Source organism: Microbacterium sp. CBA3102 (assembly GCF_007954505.1).
In the GTDB taxonomy this organism is placed as follows: Bacteria; Actinomycetota; Actinomycetes; order Actinomycetales; family Microbacteriaceae; genus Microbacterium; species Microbacterium aurugineum.
Genome location: NZ_CP042412.1, coordinates 2849343 through 2868220 on the forward strand (window position 1 = coordinate 2849343; position 18878 = coordinate 2868220).

The window sequence follows — 18878 nt, forward strand, 5'->3', positions numbered from 1 at the left end:
ACGTGATGAGTGTCTGCGACATCCCGATCATCTCGACCGTCTGCGAAACCGCCGGTGAAGCCGCCGCGTCTCTCATCTCGGCACCGTTCGACTGGCTCGCCTCCACGATGGGGCAAGCCGCCGGATGGCTGCTCGAAGGAATGTGGCAGGTCTTCGACTCGACGACGCTCGTCGACGTCACCACAGAGGGCTACCTCGACGTCTACAACTTGCTGTTCGGCATCGGCGTATTCGTCGTGCTGCTGTTCTTTTGCTTCCAACTCATCCTCGGGCTCATCCGCAGGGAGCCCTCCGCGCTCTCACGCGCCGCGCTGGGCGCCGCGAAGGCGATCCTCGGATCATTCGTCGTGATCACACTCACCGCGACAACTCTTGAGATCGTCGATCAGCTCTGCATCGGCATCCTGCAAGCCGCAGGCGAAACCACGGAGACCATGGGCGACAAGATCATGCTGCTCGCGGCGGGGCTCGGCACCATCAACATCGCAGCTCCCGGTGTGGGGGCGATCGTCACGATCTTCCTCGCCGGTCTCATGATCTGTGCCGTCGCCATCGTCTGGTTCTCACTCCTCATCCGCAAGGCGCTGCTGCTGGTCGCGATCGTGCTCGCGCCGATCGCATTCGCCGGAGCTGCATGGGATGTCACTCGGGGCTGGATCGGGAAGTGGGCAGCATTCGTGATCGCGTTGATCGTCTCGAAACTCGTCCTGGTCGTCATCTTCCTCATCGCAATCACGCAGATCTCCACGCCCATCGCAGTCGATCTCGCCGCCGTCACTGAGCCGATCAGCGGCATCGTGCTGCTGTTCATCGCCGCGTTCGCCCCGTACATGGTGTACCGGTTCATCTCGTTCCTCGGCTTCGACCAGTACCACGCGATGGGCTCCGAACAAGACGCCAAGAACGCCGTCAACCGACCCGTCCCAGTGCCCACGAAACCGCAGAGCGACGGCGTGAAGAAGGTGCTTGATGGCGGCGGATCCGGCAGAGGTGACCCCTCGGGCGGCGCAGGATTGATACCCACCGCTGGAGGAGGAAGCCCCGCGGCGGCAGGGACGGGCGGGGCGGCCACGGCCGGAACGACGGCGGGTGTATCGGGTGGAGCATCCGCGGGCGGAGCCGGTGCCGGAGCCGCGGTCGCCGGACCTGCTGCGGCCGTGGTCATCGCTGCCGAGGTCGCAAAAGCTGCGGCAACCGCGGGACCGAAGCTCGGTGGTGCTATGGGGAGCCAAGCCGAGACCGCCGCTGGCGGCGCGGAACAGACCGCTACGTCCGCGCCTCCGCAGGCTGATCCGCCTGCACGTTCTGCCCCTCAGCCGCGACCGCCGTCTGCTGACCCCGCACCGCCGAAGCCCGCGCAACCGACCCCGCGCACGCCGAAGGGATGATCCGAAATGTCGTCACGCACACCGTCTCGAACCGACGGTGAACTCACTCCGGTGAAGTTCTCCCGGCTCACTCGCCGCGGTGTCCTCCTCGGACTTTCCGTATCGCAGTTGGTCACGCTCAGTATCGGTGTCGGGTCGATCGTGTGGGCGTTCTACGCAGGAGGCGGCATCCTCATCGCCTTCGCCGCACCCGTTGTGGTGTTTGCTGCCGTTCTCGCCTGGGTGCCCATCGCGCGGCGCCCGATCGTCGAGTGGATCCCGGTTGCGTTCTGGTGGATGTGGAAGACCACCGGCGGGCAAATGCTCTATCGTCGCCGCATCGTCGCCCCGCGACCTGTGGGAACACTCGCGCTGCCCGGGGACATGGCTCGGCTACGTGAGTACGACGATCCAGCGACTGGAGCCGGGATGATCCACGACCCCGCCGCTGCCACACTGACCGCGGTCCTCTCGGTGACGCATCCCGCGTTCGTGCTGCTCGACCCCGGTGAGCAGGAGCGCCGCGTCGCCTCCTGGGGGCGTGTGCTCGCCACTGTCTGCAGGTCTGGGCGCATTTCGATGCTGCAGGTGCTGGAGCGCACGCTGCCCGACTCCGGTACCGGCCTCGTCGAATGGTGGGCCGCGCACGGCTCCCGCGACGGCACCTGGGCCTCAACCACCTACGCCGAACTCATCGACCGGGCAGGCCCCGCTGGTGAACGACACGCCACCACCCTTTCGCTCTCGCTCGACATGCGTGCTGCCGCGCGGCAGATTCGCACCGCGGGCGGCGGGGTACGCGGCGGGGCCGCTGTGCTGCGGCAGGAGATGGCGACGCTCGTCGCCGCGCTCAGGTCGGCAGATCTCGCTCCGTCGGCGTGGCTCGGATGCGGGCAGATCGCAGTAATCCTGCGTTCGGCGTACGACCCAGCTTGGCTATGTCAACTTGAAGTGGCCCAGGGGTGACGGTCTGATCTGGCCCAAGGCGGAGTCTGGTCGGGCGCGGCTCGAGGTCAGATGAGCGGGCGGAGCACGCTGGTGATCTGCTCGGTGGTGGGTGTGCCTTTGAGTCCGTGCGGGGTGGCGTAGACGCGGCAGGCGAGGTCAGTAGTGCGACCGTCGGAGGGGAAGATGTCGACCCCGTTGAGGGTGATCGTCGGGGAGCCGGCGAACGGGGTTTCGGCTGCTTCGTCCGGAGTGCGTAGCAGTCGCGTGGTGACGGGGATGTCGGCCCGCCCGAGCGCGTCCAATGCTTCTCGTGTGTGGGCTTCCGCGGTCTCCCAGCTGGGGCATTCCTCGATGTGCAGGATCTCGATGGTCATCTCCATATTCTCCTCTCGCGCCGACGCTGGAGCGCTGGTGGTGGGGCTGGTCGATCGATCACCTGTCGGTGCTCGGAGATGCGGTGGCGCGGGTGTGGGCGAGCCGGTAGCTGGTGGTGCCGGTCTCGATGATGGTGCCGTTGAACGTGAGCCGGTCGATGATCGCGGCGCAGAGGCGCGGGTCGGTGAACGTGTCCGTCCAGCCAGAGAAGGACTGGTTCGACGCGATCGCGACGGAGTTCTTCTCCTCCGGCTCGGTGAGGACCTGGAAGAGGAGTTCGGCTCCGCGGCGGTCGAGTTCCATGTAGCCGAGTTCGTCGATGCAGAGCAGGTCGACGCGGCCGTAGCGGGCGATGGTGCGGGCAAGTTGTTTCTCGTCGGCGGCTTCGACGAGCTCGTTGACGAGTTTCGTCGCGAGGGTGTATTTCACCCGGTAGCCTTTCTCAGCGGCGGCGGTGCCGAGCCCGATGAGGAGGTGGCTCTTCCCGGTGCCGGAGTCCCCGATGAGGCAGAGCGGGTCACCGCGGCGGACCCAGTCGCCGGTCGCGAGGGTGTGGATCGTGGCGGCGTTGATGTTCGGGTTCGCGTCGTAGTCGAAGTCTCCGAGCCATTTCTGTCTGGGGAACCCGGCGGATGTGACGCGGCGAACGGTGGAGCGGCGGTCCCGGTCATCGCATTCCGCAAGCAGCAGTTCGGCGAGGAATCCTTGGTAGGAGAGCTGCTCGTGCTCGGCGACGCGGATAGCTTCATCCATCACGGCCCGGATCGTCGGCAGGCGGAGCCGCCGGCAGGCTTGGTCGACGGCGGCCGCGGCGGCTTCCTCGGTCATTCCGCGCTGGCGGCGCAGGGTCGTGGTCACGGCGGTTCGGGTGCTCATGTGTTCGTGGTTCCTTCTCTTTCATCGGTGGCCTGGACGCGGCGTCGCAGCAGCTCGTCGTATTGCGTAACGGTCGGCAACGGACGCCGATCCGGCGGGAGGTCCGCGATTACCGCGGCCGGGTCACGGAGCCGGCGTTGGGTGAGGCTGACAACGCGTTGCTCGACGTCGTTGTCGTGAGCAACAGGATGTCGGTGCAACGTGGCCCCGCCCGCGTGCAGGCGGGCCTCGACCGCGACAACGTCCGCGGTGACCGCGCCAACCGAGAGCGCGGCCCTGATCCCCGCGATCACATCCGCAGCGCGCATGCTCCGGTGCAGGAGCAACACCTCGATCAGCTCCCTCGTGCCCGCGGCGTCGCCGTTGACTTTCCGCGTCTCCTGCCAGAACGCCTCGTGCGCTGCGGTGAAGACCCCGGCCTGCCGGGCGGCGGCCAGAGCGGTGGATCCGGGCAGTGCGCCGGGCTTGTGGCGCAGGACCTCGAGATAGTGATCCAACTGGATCGATTCCCCGCCGCGGGCGACGACCCGCTCATGCCGGGCCGCCTCCTCACGGCCCTCGAAGATGACGACCTCCGACGCGCGCAGCGAGACTCTCACCTGGCGTCCGATCAGCCGGGCTGGGACGGAGTACTTCGCCATCCGAACAGTGACCAGGCTCGACCGGTCGACCCGCGGGTGCAGCACCAGTCCGGGATCGAACCGTTCGACCGGCAACGGTCGCAGCAGGGGCCTCTCGGCGGCGAAATCGTCGCCGACGGTCGTGCGTCGCTGGTTGATGCGACGATCCTCGTCGCGGGCATCCCAGCGGCGGATCATGTCGTTCAGCTCGGCGAGCGTGTCGACCTCGGGCATCGGGGACAGCCAGGTGCGGCGGAACCGGCCGACCTCACCCTCGACACCGCCCTTCTCGTGCGCACCATCGATGCCGGGCTGGCAGTAGAACGCGTCGAACCCGTAGTGCGAGCGGAACAGCACCCACCGGTCGTTCTCCACCCGCGCCCGGTCACGACCGTGCAGGACGGCGGTGACCGCCGAGGTCAAGTTGTCGTATTTGATGTGCAGGGCCGGGACGCCGCCGATCTCATCGAACGCGTCGATATGCCCCTCCAGGAACGCTTCCTGCGACTGCGTCGAATAGACCCGGTGGATTGCCTTCCCGGAATGAGAGAGACGGAACGTGAACATGTGGCACTTCGTCTTCACCCCGGCCAGGATCACCCAGACCTCGCCGAAATCGACCTCGGCCTCCGCCCCGGGCGCGTGCAGCTGCGGGACGAACACCTCCGGAACCCGGCCCGCCTCGACCAGGATCTCCCGCCGACGTTTCGCAACATAGTCACGGACCGCGGCATACGAGACATCCGCGTCGTGCTCGTCGAGCAGGCGGGCGTGCATCCTGGTCGCCGTCATCCGCTGCTTCTTCGGCGCGGTCAGGTTCTCCCGCAACCACCCATCCAGCAGCGGCTTGAACAACTCGAGCTTCGGCGCCCGCCGCTCCGGGACCTTCCGCTCCGGTGGAACCGGTGACGCCAACGCCTGACGGATCGTTCGACGATGTACCCGGAACCGTTTCGCCAACGCGTTTACCGACAGGCCCTCGACTCGCGCCGCGCGCCGGATCTCCGCAAACAACTCCACCCTGGACCCCAACTGGCCCTCCTCACTCGCAATGACTACGACTGAGGACCACGCTGACGGGGGTGGGCCAAATCAAACCGACATGAACACCCCGGCGCGTCGCAACATGGGCCAGATCAGACCGTCACCCCTGGGCCAAATCAGAGTGACAGAGTCACCAGCTGTCGCCGCCAGTCTGGAGCGGCACGGCGAGCTGGGTCAGTCGCTTGCGACCGCGGGACCTGTCGCAGTGAACGAGTCGTGGTCGGGGCTGCGCACTGACTCGGCACATCACGCGGTGCTGTGGATCAGCGAGTGGCCGCGCTCGATGGTCTACCCAGGATTCCTCGCACCGGTGTTGCTCTCGACAGGGATCCAGCGCTCATTCTCGATGCTGTGCACACCGATGCGCTCGGACCAGGCCGCCCGCGACATCCGCAAGAAGAAGACCGAGTACATCTCGGATGCCGCGCAGCGTCAGCGGATCGGGCAGATCGAGGACGCCTCACAGACCGCCGAGTTCAATGACGTGCTCCAGCAAGAAGCTGACCTCACCGCTGGCCACGGAGTGCTTCGCTACACCGGACTGATCAGTGTCTCCGCGGCGAGCGCCGACGAACTCGACGCCGCGGTCGCTGCGATCGAACAGGCTGCGATCCAAGCCTCCTGTGAGACGCGCCTGCTCGTCGGCCAGCAGGCTCAGGCGTTCACCGCCGCCGCGCTGCCGCTGTGCCGAACGATTTGAGAGGCCATACGAAGACGGCCGAGATACTACGCGGCCTGGTCACCTGCTGGCTTTGACTTCAACTCATGCTTCATATGAGCCGTATTGCGGGCGAGAACACTTGCGAGTTCCGCAAGCGAGTCTTCCTCAAACATCGACGGACTCGTGACCATCCTCTTGACAAGTTCAGCAACGATTTCTGGTGGCATCTGAGCGATGGCTTCGCGCACGGACTCTATGTTGCCTTCGTCGACGATTTCGGCGTTATTGACCAGCCGCATCTGCTCGTCGCTGAAGGCTTGAGCGGCGATCGCTGCCAGCATTCGCGCTTGAGCTTCTGCGCTCGACATCTTCTGTCGCACGAGATCGTCGTGAACCAAATCTGATGTGGCAGCCGCCTCGGGCTCTTCGATCACGTCTGGCGCGACGGTGTCGATCGCGCTCGCTGGCGGCTTGGCACGACGAACTTTTCTCCATTGTCTGCCAACAAAGGGGCGAAACGACTCTTGCCACCATTGCTCAACGTGTGGCTTGGCCTTCTCGATCCCTACAAGGAGGAGCACTGTGAGTAGATCCGCGATTGCTTTTTCAAGCTCTTCCTGCTCTTTGCTCTTCCGACGTTCTTCGACGGGCACATAGACCTTCTCCGTAACCACCAGGGGCTCAGAAGGGTCTATGTCAGACGGGACGAAGCGCGCACTGCCTTTGAGTTTCCCCTCGTCATCGAAGAGGTTTTGGTGGAGGCCTCCCTCCTTCTTCCGGCCAGGCGTCAGATCGTCATCGTCCCACTCGTAGTGACCAGGAATACTTCCCATGCGCTACATCGTATCGAGCGGCCACCCGACAGGGGAGGGCCGTGCGCACCTGAAGGATGTCAGAACCGCTGTCTCAACAAGGGAGGGCCTCATGCCTACGTTCTACGATCCCGGCGCCGACGCCGGTGAAGCCTCCGAAGCGCTGCGCGGCCTCGCGCACGCGACCCGGGGGTTCGAGAATCCGCAGGACATGTACGGCGTGCTCGGAGATCTCCTATCCGTGATGCGGTCGCTGCACCAAGTCGTTGACCAGCTCGCCACCGCCCACGAGGTGAATCGGCCACGCGCGTTTGACGACGGCGGCGACCATGCGATCGGATCGGAAGCGGCGCTTGTTGCGGCCAACGAACTGCGACAAACGGCGAACCTGATCGACCAGGCAGAAGACCGGATGGATGCTGCGATGTCTGCAGCTGGGCGCATCGCCTGGCGAGCCCTGCCGGTCCAACGAACGGCAGCCGAACAGCGCTGGGTCAGCGTCTGCTTCCTGCAAGGCGAAGATGCCGACGAAGTGCTGAAGCTGATCGACGACGAAGGCGTCGATGCTGCGTTGGGATACCTGAAGAACTGGGATTTCGGAGACGAGACCACCCAGGCCGCGATGGAGAACGGGCACGTCTACGACGCGCCTCCCACGGGTCCGCTGGAGCAGGAAGTTCGAAACGGCAACTACGACATGACCTACAGCCACTCCTTCGGTCACGTCGGTCTGTACCGACTTCGCGAGGTCAACCCTGTTGATGCCCTCGTAGACGAGGATCTGGGCAGCGCGTCTGTGCGCAAGTTGCAGCCAGCGTCGCGATCATCGTGGTTCGAGCATCCGGGCGTTGCCGCGGTGAAGCGAGCGAGAGGTATCGGGCTGTGAAACGCGACGATGCAGAACGGCTCCACACCTCGGTGCTGGTTACGCCTGCTCACGAGAAGCGTCGGCTGAGCAAGCAACGCAGGGTCGCAGCGAAGCAGATTCAGCTCGAACAGCACCGGTCCGAACGGCTGGCGGCGCACGAGAAGTATGCGGCGGGTCAGGCTGAGCGCCGGGCCACGCGCTACCTTCCGACTGCCGGTGAGCCTGGCTCCGCGCAGCTGCGGTCCCCGGGACGGTTCAAGCTGCCGCGACATCAAGACACTTCGGCGGAGCTCGCGGGCGCCTACCCGTTCCTTGCCGAAGGTGGGCTTGGCGCTGACGGGGTCTTCGTCGGTCAAGACCTTTACTCCGGTGGATCCTTCGTTTACGACCCGTGGGTGCTGTACTCACGAGGTCTCATCACCGCGCCCAACCTCGTGCTCGCGGGCATCGTCGGCTCCGGCAAATCATCCCTCGCGAAGAGCCTCTACACGCGCTCGCTCCCGTTCGGACGCCGCGTATATGTGCCCGGCGATCCGAAGGGCGAGCACACTGCCGTCGCAGAAGCCGTCGGCGGGCGCGCGATCGTGCTCGGTCACGGGCTGTCGACCCGCCTGAATCCGCTCGACGAGGGTTACCGGCCATCGGGAATGAGCGACGCAACATGGGCCATCACCATTGCATCCCGCCGCCGGGACCTCATCGGTGCTCTTGCCGAGACGGTGCTCGAAAGGTCGCTGTCGCCGCTGGAGCACACGGCGATCGACAACGCGCTCACAGAGACCGTGCGTACGAACGCGGTGCCGATCCTGCCCATGATTGTCGACCACATCCTGAACCCGAGCAGCCCAGCCGATGCCGACGGCCGTCTCGCCGAAGACGGTCGACTGGTGGGGCACGCCCTCCGACGACTGGTCGCGGGAGACCTCGCCGGGCTCTTCGATGGACCATCAACGGTGGAGTTCGACCCGACGCTGCCGATGATCTCGCTCGACCTGTCGCGGGTCGCAGAGAACTCGACGCTGATCTCCGTGTTGATGACCTGCTCGTCGGCGTGGATGGAATCAGCACTGCTCGATCCGAACGGCGGGCAACGCTGGTGCATCTACGACGAAGCGTGGCGTCTCATGTCGCATCCCGCGCTTCTCAAGCGGATGGACGCGCACTGGCGACTCGCTCGCCACTACGGCATCGCGAACATGCTGATCTTCCACAAACTCACCGACCTCGAAAACGTCGGCGATCAAGGATCTGCGATGCGGTCCCTCGCGAACAGTCTGCTCGCGAACGCGGAGACCAGGATCATCTACCGGCAAGAATCCGACCAACTCGGCGTCACCGCACACGCCCTCGGCCTCACCGGCACAGAGCAGAAGCTCCTCCCAGGTCTCGGGGTTGGCCAGGGACTCTGGCGAATCAAGGACCGCTCATTCGTTTGCCAACACCAGCTGCACCCAGCGGAGCTGGAGCTGTTCGACACGACGGGTCGGATGACGGGTTGAACTCCGGAGGGCGGGCGAAAGGTGCGCACCTCTCTGGCATGAGTTCCCATCACGATCCCTCCGACAAGCCCGAGGCTTCTCCCGTCTCGATTCCCCTCGCGATCATCGCCGTCGGTGAGATTGGCGCGGTGATCGCAACGCTCGACGGGATTGAGTTCGCGCCGCCCGCCCCGGCCGAGAGCTGGTCGCGGGCGCAGTTCGGTGCGCTGCTCGATGCGCTCACTCTCGGGCGCAAGCGCACCGTTCGCATCGAAGTGCATGAGAGCGACGGGACCGTCTTCACCGACATCATCCAAGCCAAGCGCCTGAAGCACGGCGAGCAGGAAGCCGAGCTGGTGCCGCCCGCAGGTACGCAGTCCCGGCGTGCGCGACGCCGTACGCCACCGCTGCTGCTGGAGATCAGCGGCAACGGCTTCATTCCTGGCGAAGACATCACGGTCGCGATCCCGGTGACTTCAGCAGAAGGGAACGCGACCGGGGAGGCACGAGCTGTGATTGACCTCAGCCAGTTACTGGATCATGCCACGGAGGTGATGCTCATCGGGCACATCTCGGGTCGCATCGTGACCGAGCGACTGCCATGAACGCACAAAGGCGACAGACCGGGTCGTTGGGCGACGAGCTGACCAACATCATGATGATCGCGCTCATTGGAGTCTTCGGCGTCGCACTTGTGCTCCGCGCTGCGGGGTCTGTCACCGCGTTCTTCAGCGGCCTCGACCAGCCAGGTGCAGGGATCACCGGTGGCGTCGGCGTGCTCTTCAACCTGGGTGATCCTGGTGCGACGCTCGGCATCAACGGGCTCAACTCGATCGCCTACTGGGTGGTCGCGGGCCTCATGCTCAGCGCACTTGTCGCCGTCACAATGTGGGCCTGGGTGCTGTGGAGGCATCACTCACGCAAGGTCGATACCGATCCACGCAAGCTTGCTGGCACGGCAACCTCGCACGAAGTTCAGACCACGGCATCGGCCCGTGCGCTGCTCCGCCGGGCTGGCACGCTCCGCCCGTCGCTCGAACGTCCAGCACCAGCCGACGTCGGTTACCGGGTCGGGCAGTCGCACGGCAAAGACGTGTGGGCAAGCGTCGAAGACTCGATCCTGCTCGTTGGCCCGCCGCGCTCGGGTAAGGGCTTGCACGTGGTGATCCCGGCAATCCTCGACGCGCCAGGCGCGGTCGTCACCACCTCAACCCGTCCTGACAACCTCACTGCAACTCTGCGCGCTCGAATGCGCCTCGGCCCAGTGATGGTGTTCGACCCGCAGCGCCTCGCCGAGGGCGTCCCGGTCGGCCTCCGGTGGTCTCCGATCCGCGGTTGCGATGATCCGCTCACCGCCATGATCCGTGCGGCGGGGCTTGCCGCAGCCACGGGGCTCGCCGACGGAGGCGTCGATGGTGGCGGATTCTGGGAAGGCAAGACCAGAGTCGCGCTCCAGGCAATGCTGCACGCCGCAGCCCTCGACCACCGCACACCTGCAGAGCTGTTCCGGTGGACCCTCGATCCCTCTGCCGCGGCTGATGCCGTCGCAATCCTGAACGCGTCAGAGTGCGCCGCAACGGGGTGGGCGGAGTCGCTGGAAGCGATGATCGACGCCGACCCGCGCACCCGCGACTCCATCTGGCAGGGCGTTTCGCTGGCGCTTGCGGCACTGGCTGATCCGCGCGTGCTCGACGCCGTGAGCCCTGGTGACGACGAGTCGTTCGACCCCGAAGCGTTCATCCGCGACAAGGGCACCCTGTACCTGCTCGCCACAGGCGCCGGGGCAGGCAACAGCGCCGCCTTGGTGGCGGCGTTCGTGGAGGATCTCGTCGAGACCGCCCGACGCATGGCGGCACGGTCACCGGGCGCACGGCTCGACCCGCCGTTGCTGCTCGCGCTCGACGAGATCGGCAACCTCGCACCGCTCCCGTCCCTGCCGACGCTCATGGCCGAGGGCGGCGGTACTGGGATTACGACGATGTCCGTGTTGCAGTCTCTCGCGCAGGCGCGGGACAAGTGGAGCGAGGATCAAGCTGCCGCGATCTGGGACGCGAGCATCGCCAAGATCGTCCTCGGCGGAGCTTCCAACTCCCGCGATCTCCAAGACCTCTCCACCCTCATCGGCGAGCGAGACGAGTTCACCGACTCCGTGACCCTCGGCGACTACGGGTCACGCACGAACCAGCGATCGGTGCGGCGCGTAGCGATCATGCCGCCCGACCGCATTCGCACCCTGCCCTTCGGTACCGGCGTCGTGCTGCTGCGTTCCGCACCGCCGATCGTGACCGATCTGCACCCGTGGCCGAAGAGGCCGGACGCCGCAGGGCTGCTGCGCGATCGCGCCGAGATCGAGGCGTTGCTGCAACGACGGCCGACCGCAGAGTAGAGCGCCGTCAACGCGGGTGCTCCAGTGCACCTGTTTGGTACGAGTAGCTGAGTCGGCTGCTCCTCATCAGACAGGAGAACGGTCCCATGACTATCCGAACGCAGCAGTCGATCTCCGGCTTCATCGCCAGCGACCCGCAGCTCACCGAAACCGATCGAGGCGAAGCACGCTTCTACGCCCGCTTCGGTCAAGAGAACTTCCGCCGAGAAGACGACGGCACGTTCACCAAGCTCGAACCGAGCTTCCACAACCTCGTCATGTATCGCGCCACCGCCGAACGAGCGTACGAGCGTTTCGCGAAGGGCGACAGCTTCGTCGCTGAGGGCTACTCCCACGAGTACGCCTACGAGCGCGACGGCCAGAACGTCGAAGGCGAAGAGTTCGTCGCCAAGAAGATCGGCCACGATACGGCCCGCACGCAGTACAGCGTCGACCGCAGCTCCCGCGCCGCGGCACACGAAGCGCCGTCCAGGGAGCAGAGCCGAGCGTTCGACGCCCCTCGACAGCGGCCGAGCACTGAAGCTCCGACCCTCGGCCGCTGAGACACCGCAGGAGCGAGATCATGAATGACCGCGACGTACCGGGCGACGCCTTCGACGACGTCCCCGAGACCACCTTCGAGCCAGAACCCGCGGCCGTGCCACCGCACCCAGTGAACTGGAACCTTCTCACCGCCCATGACCTTGAGCAGGAACTCCTCGAACTCAACCGCTGGGTGAACTGGCTGCGCCTGGAGTACGGGCTTCCCGCCTCAGAGGTTCCGCCACTGTGGCACCGCCACCCCGAACTCCTGTGGGAACTGTCGGCGCTCCACCTGCACTGGCTCTGCGCCTACGACCCCGACCAAGACGGCTCCGCCCCACTCGGATGGCACCGCGACTTCGCCGACGCACGCGGCAGGCTCCGCGACTGGGTCGCAGCCTGTGGAACACGTCGAGATCGGGATCGACCGACACGACGTGTCCCGTGGCCGGGCGAGAAGCGCGAGCAAGAGATCGTCGAGCAGGTCATCACCGAGCGTGACGCCGACTTCGTGCAGTTCGTGCTCGACCAGGTTGCAGCACGCCAGGCCGCCGAGGACGCGTTCTTCGCGAGCATCGACCCCGATACGGGCGAGGTGAGGGAATGATGGCTCGCTCGTACGAGAAGAAGACCGAACGTCGTAGCCGCGTGGAGCGGAGTCTGTCGGTGCGCGGTGAGCATCGGCCGCAGCCCGACGCTCAGATGCTCACGCAGTTGCTCATTCGCTTCGCCCTCCAAGACGCGGGGGAGGCCCGCGCGGCGAGCACCGGCAGACGAACTTCCCTGGCGAGTGCCAGTACCTCGTCGTAGAATATGGGTGTCCGCCGTTGAGGTGGATGTTGTGGTCCCAAACCTCTGTACCTCGGTGCGGAGCACTTATAACGTTGCCGTCTGGCCTAGTCCTACAGCCTTCGGGCTCTTCTCACGATCAACATTCGCAGTTGACAACTCCGCGGTGGACGTTCTGGACCACTAACGCGGAGAAGAGCCATGACGACCTCTACGATCGATCGGCAAGCGGTCGATGATCTCGTGCATCCCTCGATGCCTTCTGGCGGCGCGGTTGCCGTCACCTACCTGCGCGTCTCGACCAAGGAACAGGCCGAGAAGGGCGGCACTGACGAGGGGTACTCGATCCCCGCGCAGCGGCAAGCCAATCGTCGCAAGGCTGAGCAACTCGGTGCAACCGTGATCGAAGAGTTCGTCGACGCCGGTGAGTCGGCGCGTAAAGCCGACCGGCCGGAGCTGATGCGGATGATCAAGTACGTCGCCGAGCATCAGGTGAACTACTGCATCGTGCACAAGGTCGACCGCCTCGCACGCAACCGAGCCGACGACGTCACCATCCACCTCGCGCTCCGTGATGCCGGGGTGATGCTGGTGTCGGCGAGTGAGAACATTGATGAGACCCCGTCGGGGATGCTGCTGCACGGCATCATGTCGTCGATCGCGGAGTTCTACTCTCGCAACCTCGCCACCGAAACCGTGAAGGGCCTCTCGCAGAAGGCTGCGCAGGGCGGCACCCCGAACCGTGCCCCGATCGGGTACACGAACGTGGGCATCCGTGACGAGCGGGGGCGAGAGATCCGCACGGTTGTCGTCGATACGGAACGGGCTGACCTCGTGACGTGGGCGTTCCAGGTGTACGCGTCGGGGCAGTGGACGACGACGCAGTTGCATCGCGAACTCGTCGCGCGGGGACTGACGAGTCCGCCGACGCCGAAGCGGCCGTCGAAACCGATCGCGTTGTCGACGATGCATCGCATTCTGACGAACCCGTACTACAAGGGCGACGTGCGCTACGGAGGTGCCACGTACCAGGGAACGCACACCCCGATTGTGGCGAAAGAGGTCTGGTATCAGGTGCAGACGGTGCTGGATGCGCACAAGTCCGCAGCCGACGCGACCCAGGTGCACGACCACTATTTGAAGGGGACGGTGTATTGCGGGCAGTGCGGTGAGCGGCTCATCATCACGAACGCGCGCAACCGGCACGGCAAGGTCTATCCGTACTTCGTCTGCTCGGGCAGACACTCCGGCAAGAATGCCTGCACGAGGCAGGCCATGCTGATCGAGGATGTCGAGCATCTCATTGAGCGTTACTACGAGACGATCCAAGTCACTGGCGAGATGCGGCAGAGCCTTGCGGGCATGCTGCATGCCGAGTTCGACCAGCTCATGGCGTCCGAATCGAAGGAACTCAATCGGCTTGCGACCGAGAGGGATCGCTTGGAAGACGAACGAGTGAAGGTGTTGCAGGCGCACTATGCGGGGGCGGTGCCGCTCGATCTGTTGAAGATCGAGCAGGATCGCATCAGCGCGAGCCTGGAGAACATCGAGAACCGGATCGCCGCGCACCACGAGGAGTATGCGTCGGCGCGCGCGAACGTCGACGACTCGCTGGGGCTGCTCGCGAACGTGGCTGGCATCTACCAGCGTTGCGATGACGCGAACCGCAGGCTCTGCAACCAGGCGTTCTTCACGAGGATCTTCATCGATGAGGATCGTGAGACTCGGGTTGAGTACGAGCGGCCGTTCGGGTCGCTGTGCAACGCAGAGGAGCAGGCGAACGCGCTGAACTGGGCAGCCGCGGCGTGCTCTGGGAAAAAGAAAAGTGGTGAGGTTCAGACCTTCGCGAGAGTGGAGACTCTCGTCGAGGGTTTGAACCTCACCACATCAGGGTGAGTAACGGGACTCGAACCCGCGACATCCGGCACCACAAGCCAGCGCTCTACCAGCTGAGCTATACCCACCATGCGCCCACCGGAGCGGGCAACCATACGAGTCTATTACATGTTCGGAGTGAACTCTGACACCGTGCGGGTCGAGATCTCTCGTGCTTCGTCGCTGGACGGCCCCGGCTCATCGACGAAGACCGCTTCGCGGTAGTAACGGAGCTCTCGGATCGACTCCAGGATGTCAGCGAGCGCACGGTGCCCGCCGTCTTTCGTCGGCGCTTGGAAGAACACACGCGGGTACCAGCGTCGCGAGAGCTCTTTGACGCTGGACACGTCGACGTTCCGGTAGTGCAACCACTGGTCGACCTGTGGCATGTACTTGGCGAGGAACATCCGGTCTGTCCCGATCGTGTTGCCGGCGAGCGGCGCTTTGCGCTCCAGCGGCACGAAGCGCTTGATGTAGGCGAGGGTCTGCGATTCGGCCTCCTCCACGGAGACACCGCCGGCGATCTCATTGATCAGGCCCGAGGTCTCGTGCATCTTCGTGACGAAGTCGTTCATGTGCGCGAGAGCGTCCGCGCTGGGGCGAATCACCACCTGGAAGCCGGGATCGACAGGGTTGAGCTCGAAGTCGGTGATGACGACGGCTATCTCGACGAGCTCATCGACCGCCAGATCGAGTCCCGTCATCTCGCAGTCGATCCATACGAGACGGTCGTTCTCGGACGCAGTTACCATGCGGCCATCCTATCGACGGGCCCGACATCGCTGACGTGGCGGGCTTCGTGCAAGGCCGCACGACCGCGGTACTCTATACGCGTGCGCCTCCGTAGCTCAGGGGATAGAGCAGGAGCCTTCTAATCTCTTGGTCGCAGGTTCGAATCCTGCCGGGGGCACTTCGACTGCGTCAGCCTGAGCTGTCGGCAGGTGTGGTCCGTGTCTCACGAGTGGCGCAGCGCAGCAACGGCGTCGTCCACGTTCCAGAACTCGCCGACGACGCGAAAAGAGCCCGTGGCCAGGTGCAGGCGCTCGGCGCGATACCGGAGCCCGAGCGGATCGGCCGTGAGCCTGAGATGCCCGAGGACGTGCTCCCTCCGATCCTGCACGCGCCAGAGGTGATCTGCGGCACGCACGAGGTGCTCACGGCTGGAAGAGAGCCGAGGCGTTGCGTACGGAACGTCGGGGAGGGCAGTGATCAGGTTGTCGGACATCGGAACTCCTTTCGCTCCTTCGAAGATATGACCGACCTCCGACATTCGGTCTCCGCTCCGACACGCGGCCTGATCGGCCCTTTCTGCACTGACAGGCCCGGGACGCGATCGGTGCACGTTTCGCGTGATTCCGAGCTATCGAGTCGTGGTCGCGGATGCAGGCTGGAGACCCGGACGACACGCGTCCGGTCACCGGAAGGACAGGACATGATCGACACGCTGACCATCGTGGGAAGAGTCGCCACAGATCCGACGCAGGGGCAGACGGGCGGCGGTATACCCGTGACGAACTTCCGTCTCGCGAGCACCCACCGGCGGTTCGACCCGGCGACGCAGGAGTGGACGGATTCCGGGACGAACTGGTTCTCCGTCGCGGCGTTCCGGCAGCTCGGTGAGAACGTGAGGGCCTCACTGCGCACCGGTGACAGCGTGATCGTCACCGGACGATTGAAGATCCGCGAGTGGGAGAGCAACGGCAAGCATGGCACGAGTGTCGATATCGAGGCCGATGCGATCGGACACGATCTGCGTTGGGGGACGACGGCGTATCGACCGCGCGCCCGCCCGACTGCGGAGCCGGGCCTGCACGCTGTCCACAGCGACCGGTCCATGTCGCCGGCCGAAGACCTTCGAGACGACGAGTCCGTCCGCGGCGAGGAGACGACTCCGCTCGGTCTCTCCTGGACGGAGTCGAGCGCCACGATGGAAGCGGTGCGGTGAGCTCGCACGCGATTCCCACGGCGACGCGGGATCTCCGTGACGTACCGAGGCGCTTCGACAGGAGCCGTAGACTCGGCACGTGATTCGTCGAACGGTCTTCTCCCCGGCGCGCACGGCCGGCGTGGTGGCTTCGGTCGCTGCCGTCCTCCTGTTCGCCGGTTGCGCGCCGACACCTGAGCCTTCCGCCTCTCCGACGGCTCAGGTGTCGGCGGGCCCCACGCCCGTTCCCGAACCGGCACTGGTTCCCGATGGCACGGCAGAAGAGAACCTTCCTGTCTTCACGGCGGTCGCTGAGCGCGTATGGGCGACCGATCAGCGTGGTTCCGGCCGCGCATACGTGGATGCCCTGGTCGAGGCCGGCTTCGATCGCGACGCCATGCAGGTGACTCAGGACCAGACGACGGTAGGCAATCCGGCGGAGAGCCTTCAGTTCTCCGTGCGGTGGGGTGATGAAGCCTGCCTGGTCGGACAGGTCGGACCGTCCACGGGTCAGGTCGTCGCGACCGTGATGCCGCAACTCGCCGAGGGGCGGTGTCTCGTAGGCACCACGCGCCCGATCGACTGGTGACGGGCCGAGGGGCCGGTAGGCTGGGGTGTCGATCTTCGACGCCAACAGAAGGAGCGGTTTTCGGTGGCTGAGTACATCTACTCGATGGTGCGTGCGCGCAAGGCGGTGGGCGAGAAGCTCATCCTCGACGACGTGACCATGGCGTTCCTGCCCGGAGCAAAGATCGGCATGGTGGGTCCGAACGGCGCCGGAAAGTCCACGATCCTCAAGATCATGGCCGGTCTCGACACCCCCTCGAACGGTGAGGCGAAGCTCTCCCCGGGTTATTCGGTGGGCATTCTGATGCAGGAGCCGGAACTCGACGAGTCGAAGACGGTGATCGAGAACATCCAGGACGGGATCGCCATCAAGGCGAAGCTCGACCGGTTCAACGAGATCTCCGCGCTGATGGCCGAGCCCGACGCCGACTTCGATGCCCTCCTCGCCGAGATGGGCACCTTGCAGGAAGAGATCGATGCCGCCGACGGGTGGGACCTCGACTCCCAGCTCGATCAGGCTATGGATGCGCTGCGCACTCCTCCCGCCGACGCCGCGATCGCCCCGCTCTCCGGTGGTGAGAAGCGCCGTGTCGCGCTGGCGAAGCTGCTCCTGCAGAAGCCCGACCTCCTGCTCCTCGACGAGCCCACGAACCACCTCGATGCCGAGAGCGTGCTCTGGCTCGAGCAGCACCTGCAGGCGTACAAGGGCGCGGTGATCGCGATCACCCACGACCGGTACTTCCTGGACCACGTCGCCGAGTGGATCGCCGAGGTCGACCGCGGTCGTCTCATCGGCTACGAGGGAAACTACTCGACTTACCTGGAGAAGAAGGGCGAGCGCCTCGAGATCCAGGGCAAGAAGGACGCGAAGCTCGCCAAGCGCCTCAAGGAGGAGCTGGAGTGGGTGCGGTCCAGCGCCAAGGGCCGTCAGACCAAGTCGAAGGCTCGCCTGGCTCGCTACGAGGAGATGGCCTCGGAGGCGGAGCGCACCAGAAAGCTCGACTTCGAGGAGATCCAGATCCCGGCGGGTCCGCGTCTCGGCACGGTCGTCATCGAGGCGAAGAACCTCAAGAAGGGATTCGACGGGCGTTCACTCATCGACGGGCTGAGCTTCAGCCTTCCGCCGAACGGCATCGTCGGCGTGATCGGACCGAACGGTGTGGGAAAGACCACGCTCTTCAAGACGATCGTGGGACTCGAGCCGCTCGACGGTGGTGACCTGAAGATCGGTGAGACGGTCAAGATCAGCTACGTCGACCAGTCTCGCGCCAACATCGATCCGAACAAGACGCTGTGGGAGGTCGTTTCCGACGGCCTGGACTTCATCACCGTCGGCAAGACGGAGATCCCTTCGCGTGCCTACGTCTCGAAGTTCGGCTTCAAGGGGCCCGATCAGCAGAAGAAGGCCGGCGTTCTCTCCGGCGGTGAGCGCAACCGTCTGAACCTCGCTCTGACGCTCAAGGAGGGTGGCAACCTGCTGCTGCTCGACGAGCCGACCAACGACCTCGACGTCGAGACGCTGAGCTCGCTCGAGAACGCTCTGCTCGAGTTCCCCGGATGCGCCGTGGTGATCACTCACGACCGGTGGTTCCTCGACCGCATCGCGACGCACATCCTGGCGTACGAGGGCACCGACGAGAAGCCCGACCAGTGGTACTGGTTCGAGGGCAACTTCGAGGCCTACGAGGAGAACAAGATCGAGCGCCTCGGACCGGACGCCGCGAAGCCGCACCGGTCGACGCACCGCAAGCTGACGCGCGACTGAG

18 protein-coding genes, 2 tRNA genes and 1 pseudogene are annotated in these 18878 nt (G+C 65.2%); 14 read left to right on the forward strand and 7 right to left on the reverse strand.

The window, feature by feature from the left end; genetic code table 11:
- Positions 1-5 precede the first annotated feature (5 nt).
- Both FGL91_RS13610 and FGL91_RS13615 read left to right on the forward strand, forming a co-directional pair.
- The gene (locus FGL91_RS13610; protein ID WP_153244081.1) at positions 6-1388 is read left to right on the forward strand and encodes a conjugal transfer protein TrbL; all 1383 of its coding nucleotides are present in this window, start codon (positions 6-8) and stop codon (positions 1386-1388) included.
- A 6-nt stretch (positions 1389-1394) separates the two neighbouring features.
- Positions 1395-2318: pseudogene (locus FGL91_RS13615) on the forward strand (SCO6880 family protein); the annotation flags it as partial.
- Between the two features lie 62 nt (positions 2319-2380).
- Here FGL91_RS13615 and FGL91_RS13620 read toward each other — a convergent pair.
- From FGL91_RS13620 to istA, 3 genes are read right to left on the reverse strand one after another with little or no spacing between them, the layout of a single operon-like run.
- Positions 2381-2689 (reverse strand): hypothetical protein, encoded by a 309-nt coding sequence (locus FGL91_RS13620; protein WP_153244082.1) that lies wholly within the window; start codon positions 2687-2689, stop codon positions 2381-2383.
- Between the two features lie 58 nt (positions 2690-2747).
- Positions 2748-3566: an IS21-like element helper ATPase IstB gene (gene istB, locus FGL91_RS13625; RefSeq protein ID WP_153244083.1), complete on the reverse strand. Its 819-nt coding sequence runs from the start codon at positions 3564-3566 to the stop codon at positions 2748-2750.
- Positions 3563-5218 carry an IS21 family transposase gene (gene istA / locus FGL91_RS13630; RefSeq protein ID WP_153244084.1) on the reverse strand — a complete coding sequence of 552 codons (1656 nt, stop codon included), beginning with the start codon at positions 5216-5218 and terminating at the stop codon, positions 3563-3565. The genes istB and istA overlap by 4 nt, the downstream gene beginning before the upstream one ends.
- A gap of 70 nt (positions 5219-5288) precedes the next feature.
- Between istA and FGL91_RS13635 the strand changes: the two genes are divergently transcribed.
- Complete coding sequence (locus FGL91_RS13635) at positions 5289-5930, forward strand: SCO6880 family protein (RefSeq protein ID WP_322619397.1); 642 nt, start codon at positions 5289-5291, stop codon at positions 5928-5930.
- A gap of 26 nt (positions 5931-5956) precedes the next feature.
- Here the strand turns inward: FGL91_RS13635 and FGL91_RS13640 are convergent, their stop codons facing one another.
- The gene (locus FGL91_RS13640; RefSeq protein WP_153244085.1) at positions 5957-6724 is read right to left on the reverse strand and encodes a hypothetical protein; all 768 of its coding nucleotides are present in this window, start codon (positions 6722-6724) and stop codon (positions 5957-5959) included.
- 91 nt (positions 6725-6815) lie between these two features.
- On the opposite strand from FGL91_RS13640, the gene FGL91_RS13645 reads away from it, so the two are divergent.
- The 7 genes from FGL91_RS13645 (at position 6816) to FGL91_RS13675 (ending at position 14642) form a co-directional block, all read left to right on the forward strand.
- Complete coding sequence (locus FGL91_RS13645) at positions 6816-7589, forward strand: hypothetical protein (RefSeq protein ID WP_153244086.1); 774 nt, start codon at positions 6816-6818, stop codon at positions 7587-7589.
- Positions 7586-9070, forward strand: coding sequence for an ATP-binding protein (locus FGL91_RS13650; RefSeq protein ID WP_153244087.1), 1485 nt, complete (start codon positions 7586-7588; stop codon positions 9068-9070). Before FGL91_RS13645 ends, FGL91_RS13650 begins: the two co-directional genes overlap by 4 nt.
- 38 nt (positions 9071-9108) lie before the next feature.
- Positions 9109-9654: a hypothetical protein gene (locus FGL91_RS13655; RefSeq protein ID WP_153244088.1), complete on the forward strand. Its 546-nt coding sequence runs from the start codon at positions 9109-9111 to the stop codon at positions 9652-9654.
- Positions 9651-11435: a type IV secretory system conjugative DNA transfer family protein gene (locus tag FGL91_RS13660; RefSeq protein WP_153244089.1), complete on the forward strand. Its 1785-nt coding sequence runs from the start codon at positions 9651-9653 to the stop codon at positions 11433-11435. The genes FGL91_RS13655 and FGL91_RS13660 overlap by 4 nt, the downstream gene beginning before the upstream one ends.
- Before the next feature lie 86 nt (positions 11436-11521).
- Entirely contained in the window at positions 11522-11977 is a 456-nt protein-coding gene (locus FGL91_RS13665; RefSeq protein WP_153244090.1) for a single-stranded DNA-binding protein, read from the forward strand.
- Positions 11978-11997: 20 nt separating this feature from the next.
- Positions 11998-12564, forward strand: a complete 567-nt coding sequence (locus FGL91_RS13670) for a hypothetical protein (RefSeq protein ID WP_153244091.1) — start codon at positions 11998-12000, stop codon at positions 12562-12564.
- 383 nt (positions 12565-12947) lie between these two features.
- Positions 12948-14642 carry a recombinase family protein gene (locus tag FGL91_RS13675; protein WP_153244092.1) on the forward strand — a complete coding sequence of 565 codons (1695 nt, stop codon included), beginning with the start codon at positions 12948-12950 and terminating at the stop codon, positions 14640-14642.
- On the opposite strand, the gene FGL91_RS13680 is transcribed toward FGL91_RS13675, so the two are convergent.
- Positions 14638-14710: transfer RNA gene (locus FGL91_RS13680), tRNA-His, on the reverse strand. The two genes, FGL91_RS13675 and FGL91_RS13680, sit on opposite strands and share 5 nt — an antisense overlap.
- 36 nt (positions 14711-14746) lie before the next feature.
- The gene (gene orn, locus FGL91_RS13685) at positions 14747-15373 is read right to left on the reverse strand and encodes an oligoribonuclease (RefSeq protein WP_131490977.1); all 627 of its coding nucleotides are present in this window, start codon (positions 15371-15373) and stop codon (positions 14747-14749) included.
- An 85-nt stretch (positions 15374-15458) separates the two neighbouring features.
- On the opposite strand from orn, the gene FGL91_RS13690 reads away from it, so the two are divergent.
- A tRNA-Arg gene (locus tag FGL91_RS13690) sits at positions 15459-15531 on the forward strand.
- Between the two features lie 45 nt (positions 15532-15576).
- Here FGL91_RS13690 and FGL91_RS13695 read toward each other — a convergent pair.
- On the reverse strand, positions 15577-15846 hold the full coding sequence (locus tag FGL91_RS13695) for a hypothetical protein (RefSeq protein WP_131490978.1): 270 nt from the start codon (positions 15844-15846) through the stop codon (positions 15577-15579).
- Positions 15847-16053: 207 nt separating this feature from the next.
- Here FGL91_RS13695 and FGL91_RS13700 point away from each other — a divergent pair, with 207 nt between their 5' ends.
- The 3 genes from FGL91_RS13700 (at position 16054) to ettA (ending at position 18877) form a co-directional block, all read left to right on the forward strand.
- On the forward strand, positions 16054-16566 hold the full coding sequence (locus FGL91_RS13700; protein WP_153244093.1) for a single-stranded DNA-binding protein: 513 nt from the start codon (positions 16054-16056) through the stop codon (positions 16564-16566).
- A 79-nt stretch (positions 16567-16645) separates the two neighbouring features.
- On the forward strand, positions 16646-17134 hold the full coding sequence (locus tag FGL91_RS18945) for a DUF6993 domain-containing protein (RefSeq protein WP_194239225.1): 489 nt from the start codon (positions 16646-16648) through the stop codon (positions 17132-17134).
- 63 nt (positions 17135-17197) lie between these two features.
- Positions 17198-18877, forward strand: a complete 1680-nt coding sequence (gene ettA, locus FGL91_RS13710) for an energy-dependent translational throttle protein EttA (protein ID WP_047523319.1) — start codon at positions 17198-17200, stop codon at positions 18875-18877.
- Position 18878 lies beyond the last annotated feature (1 nt).

Coding starts and splice junctions, on each gene's coding strand:
- FGL91_RS13610 (WP_153244081.1), top strand. CDS start 6: ATGAGTGTCTGCGACATCCCGATCATCTCGACCGTCTGCGAAACCGCC.
- FGL91_RS13620 (WP_153244082.1), bottom strand. CDS start 2,689: ATGACCATCGAGATCCTGCACATCGAGGAATGCCCCAGCTGGGAGACC.
- istB (WP_153244083.1), bottom strand. CDS start 3,566: ATGAGCACCCGAACCGCCGTGACCACGACCCTGCGCCGCCAGCGCGGA.
- FGL91_RS13635 (WP_322619397.1), top strand. CDS start 5,289: ATGAACACCCCGGCGCGTCGCAACATGGGCCAGATCAGACCGTCACCC.
- FGL91_RS13640 (WP_153244085.1), bottom strand. CDS start 6,724: ATGGGAAGTATTCCTGGTCACTACGAGTGGGACGATGACGATCTGACG.
- FGL91_RS13645 (WP_153244086.1), top strand. CDS start 6,816: ATGCCTACGTTCTACGATCCCGGCGCCGACGCCGGTGAAGCCTCCGAA.
- FGL91_RS13655 (WP_153244088.1), top strand. CDS start 9,109: ATGAGTTCCCATCACGATCCCTCCGACAAGCCCGAGGCTTCTCCCGTC.
- FGL91_RS13660 (WP_153244089.1), top strand. CDS start 9,651: ATGAACGCACAAAGGCGACAGACCGGGTCGTTGGGCGACGAGCTGACC.
- FGL91_RS13665 (WP_153244090.1), top strand. CDS start 11,522: ATGACTATCCGAACGCAGCAGTCGATCTCCGGCTTCATCGCCAGCGAC.
- FGL91_RS13670 (WP_153244091.1), top strand. CDS start 11,998: ATGAATGACCGCGACGTACCGGGCGACGCCTTCGACGACGTCCCCGAG.
- FGL91_RS13675 (WP_153244092.1), top strand. CDS start 12,948: ATGACGACCTCTACGATCGATCGGCAAGCGGTCGATGATCTCGTGCAT.
- orn (WP_131490977.1), bottom strand. CDS start 15,373: ATGGTAACTGCGTCCGAGAACGACCGTCTCGTATGGATCGACTGCGAG.
- FGL91_RS13695 (WP_131490978.1), bottom strand. CDS start 15,846: ATGTCCGACAACCTGATCACTGCCCTCCCCGACGTTCCGTACGCAACG.
- FGL91_RS13700 (WP_153244093.1), top strand. CDS start 16,054: ATGATCGACACGCTGACCATCGTGGGAAGAGTCGCCACAGATCCGACG.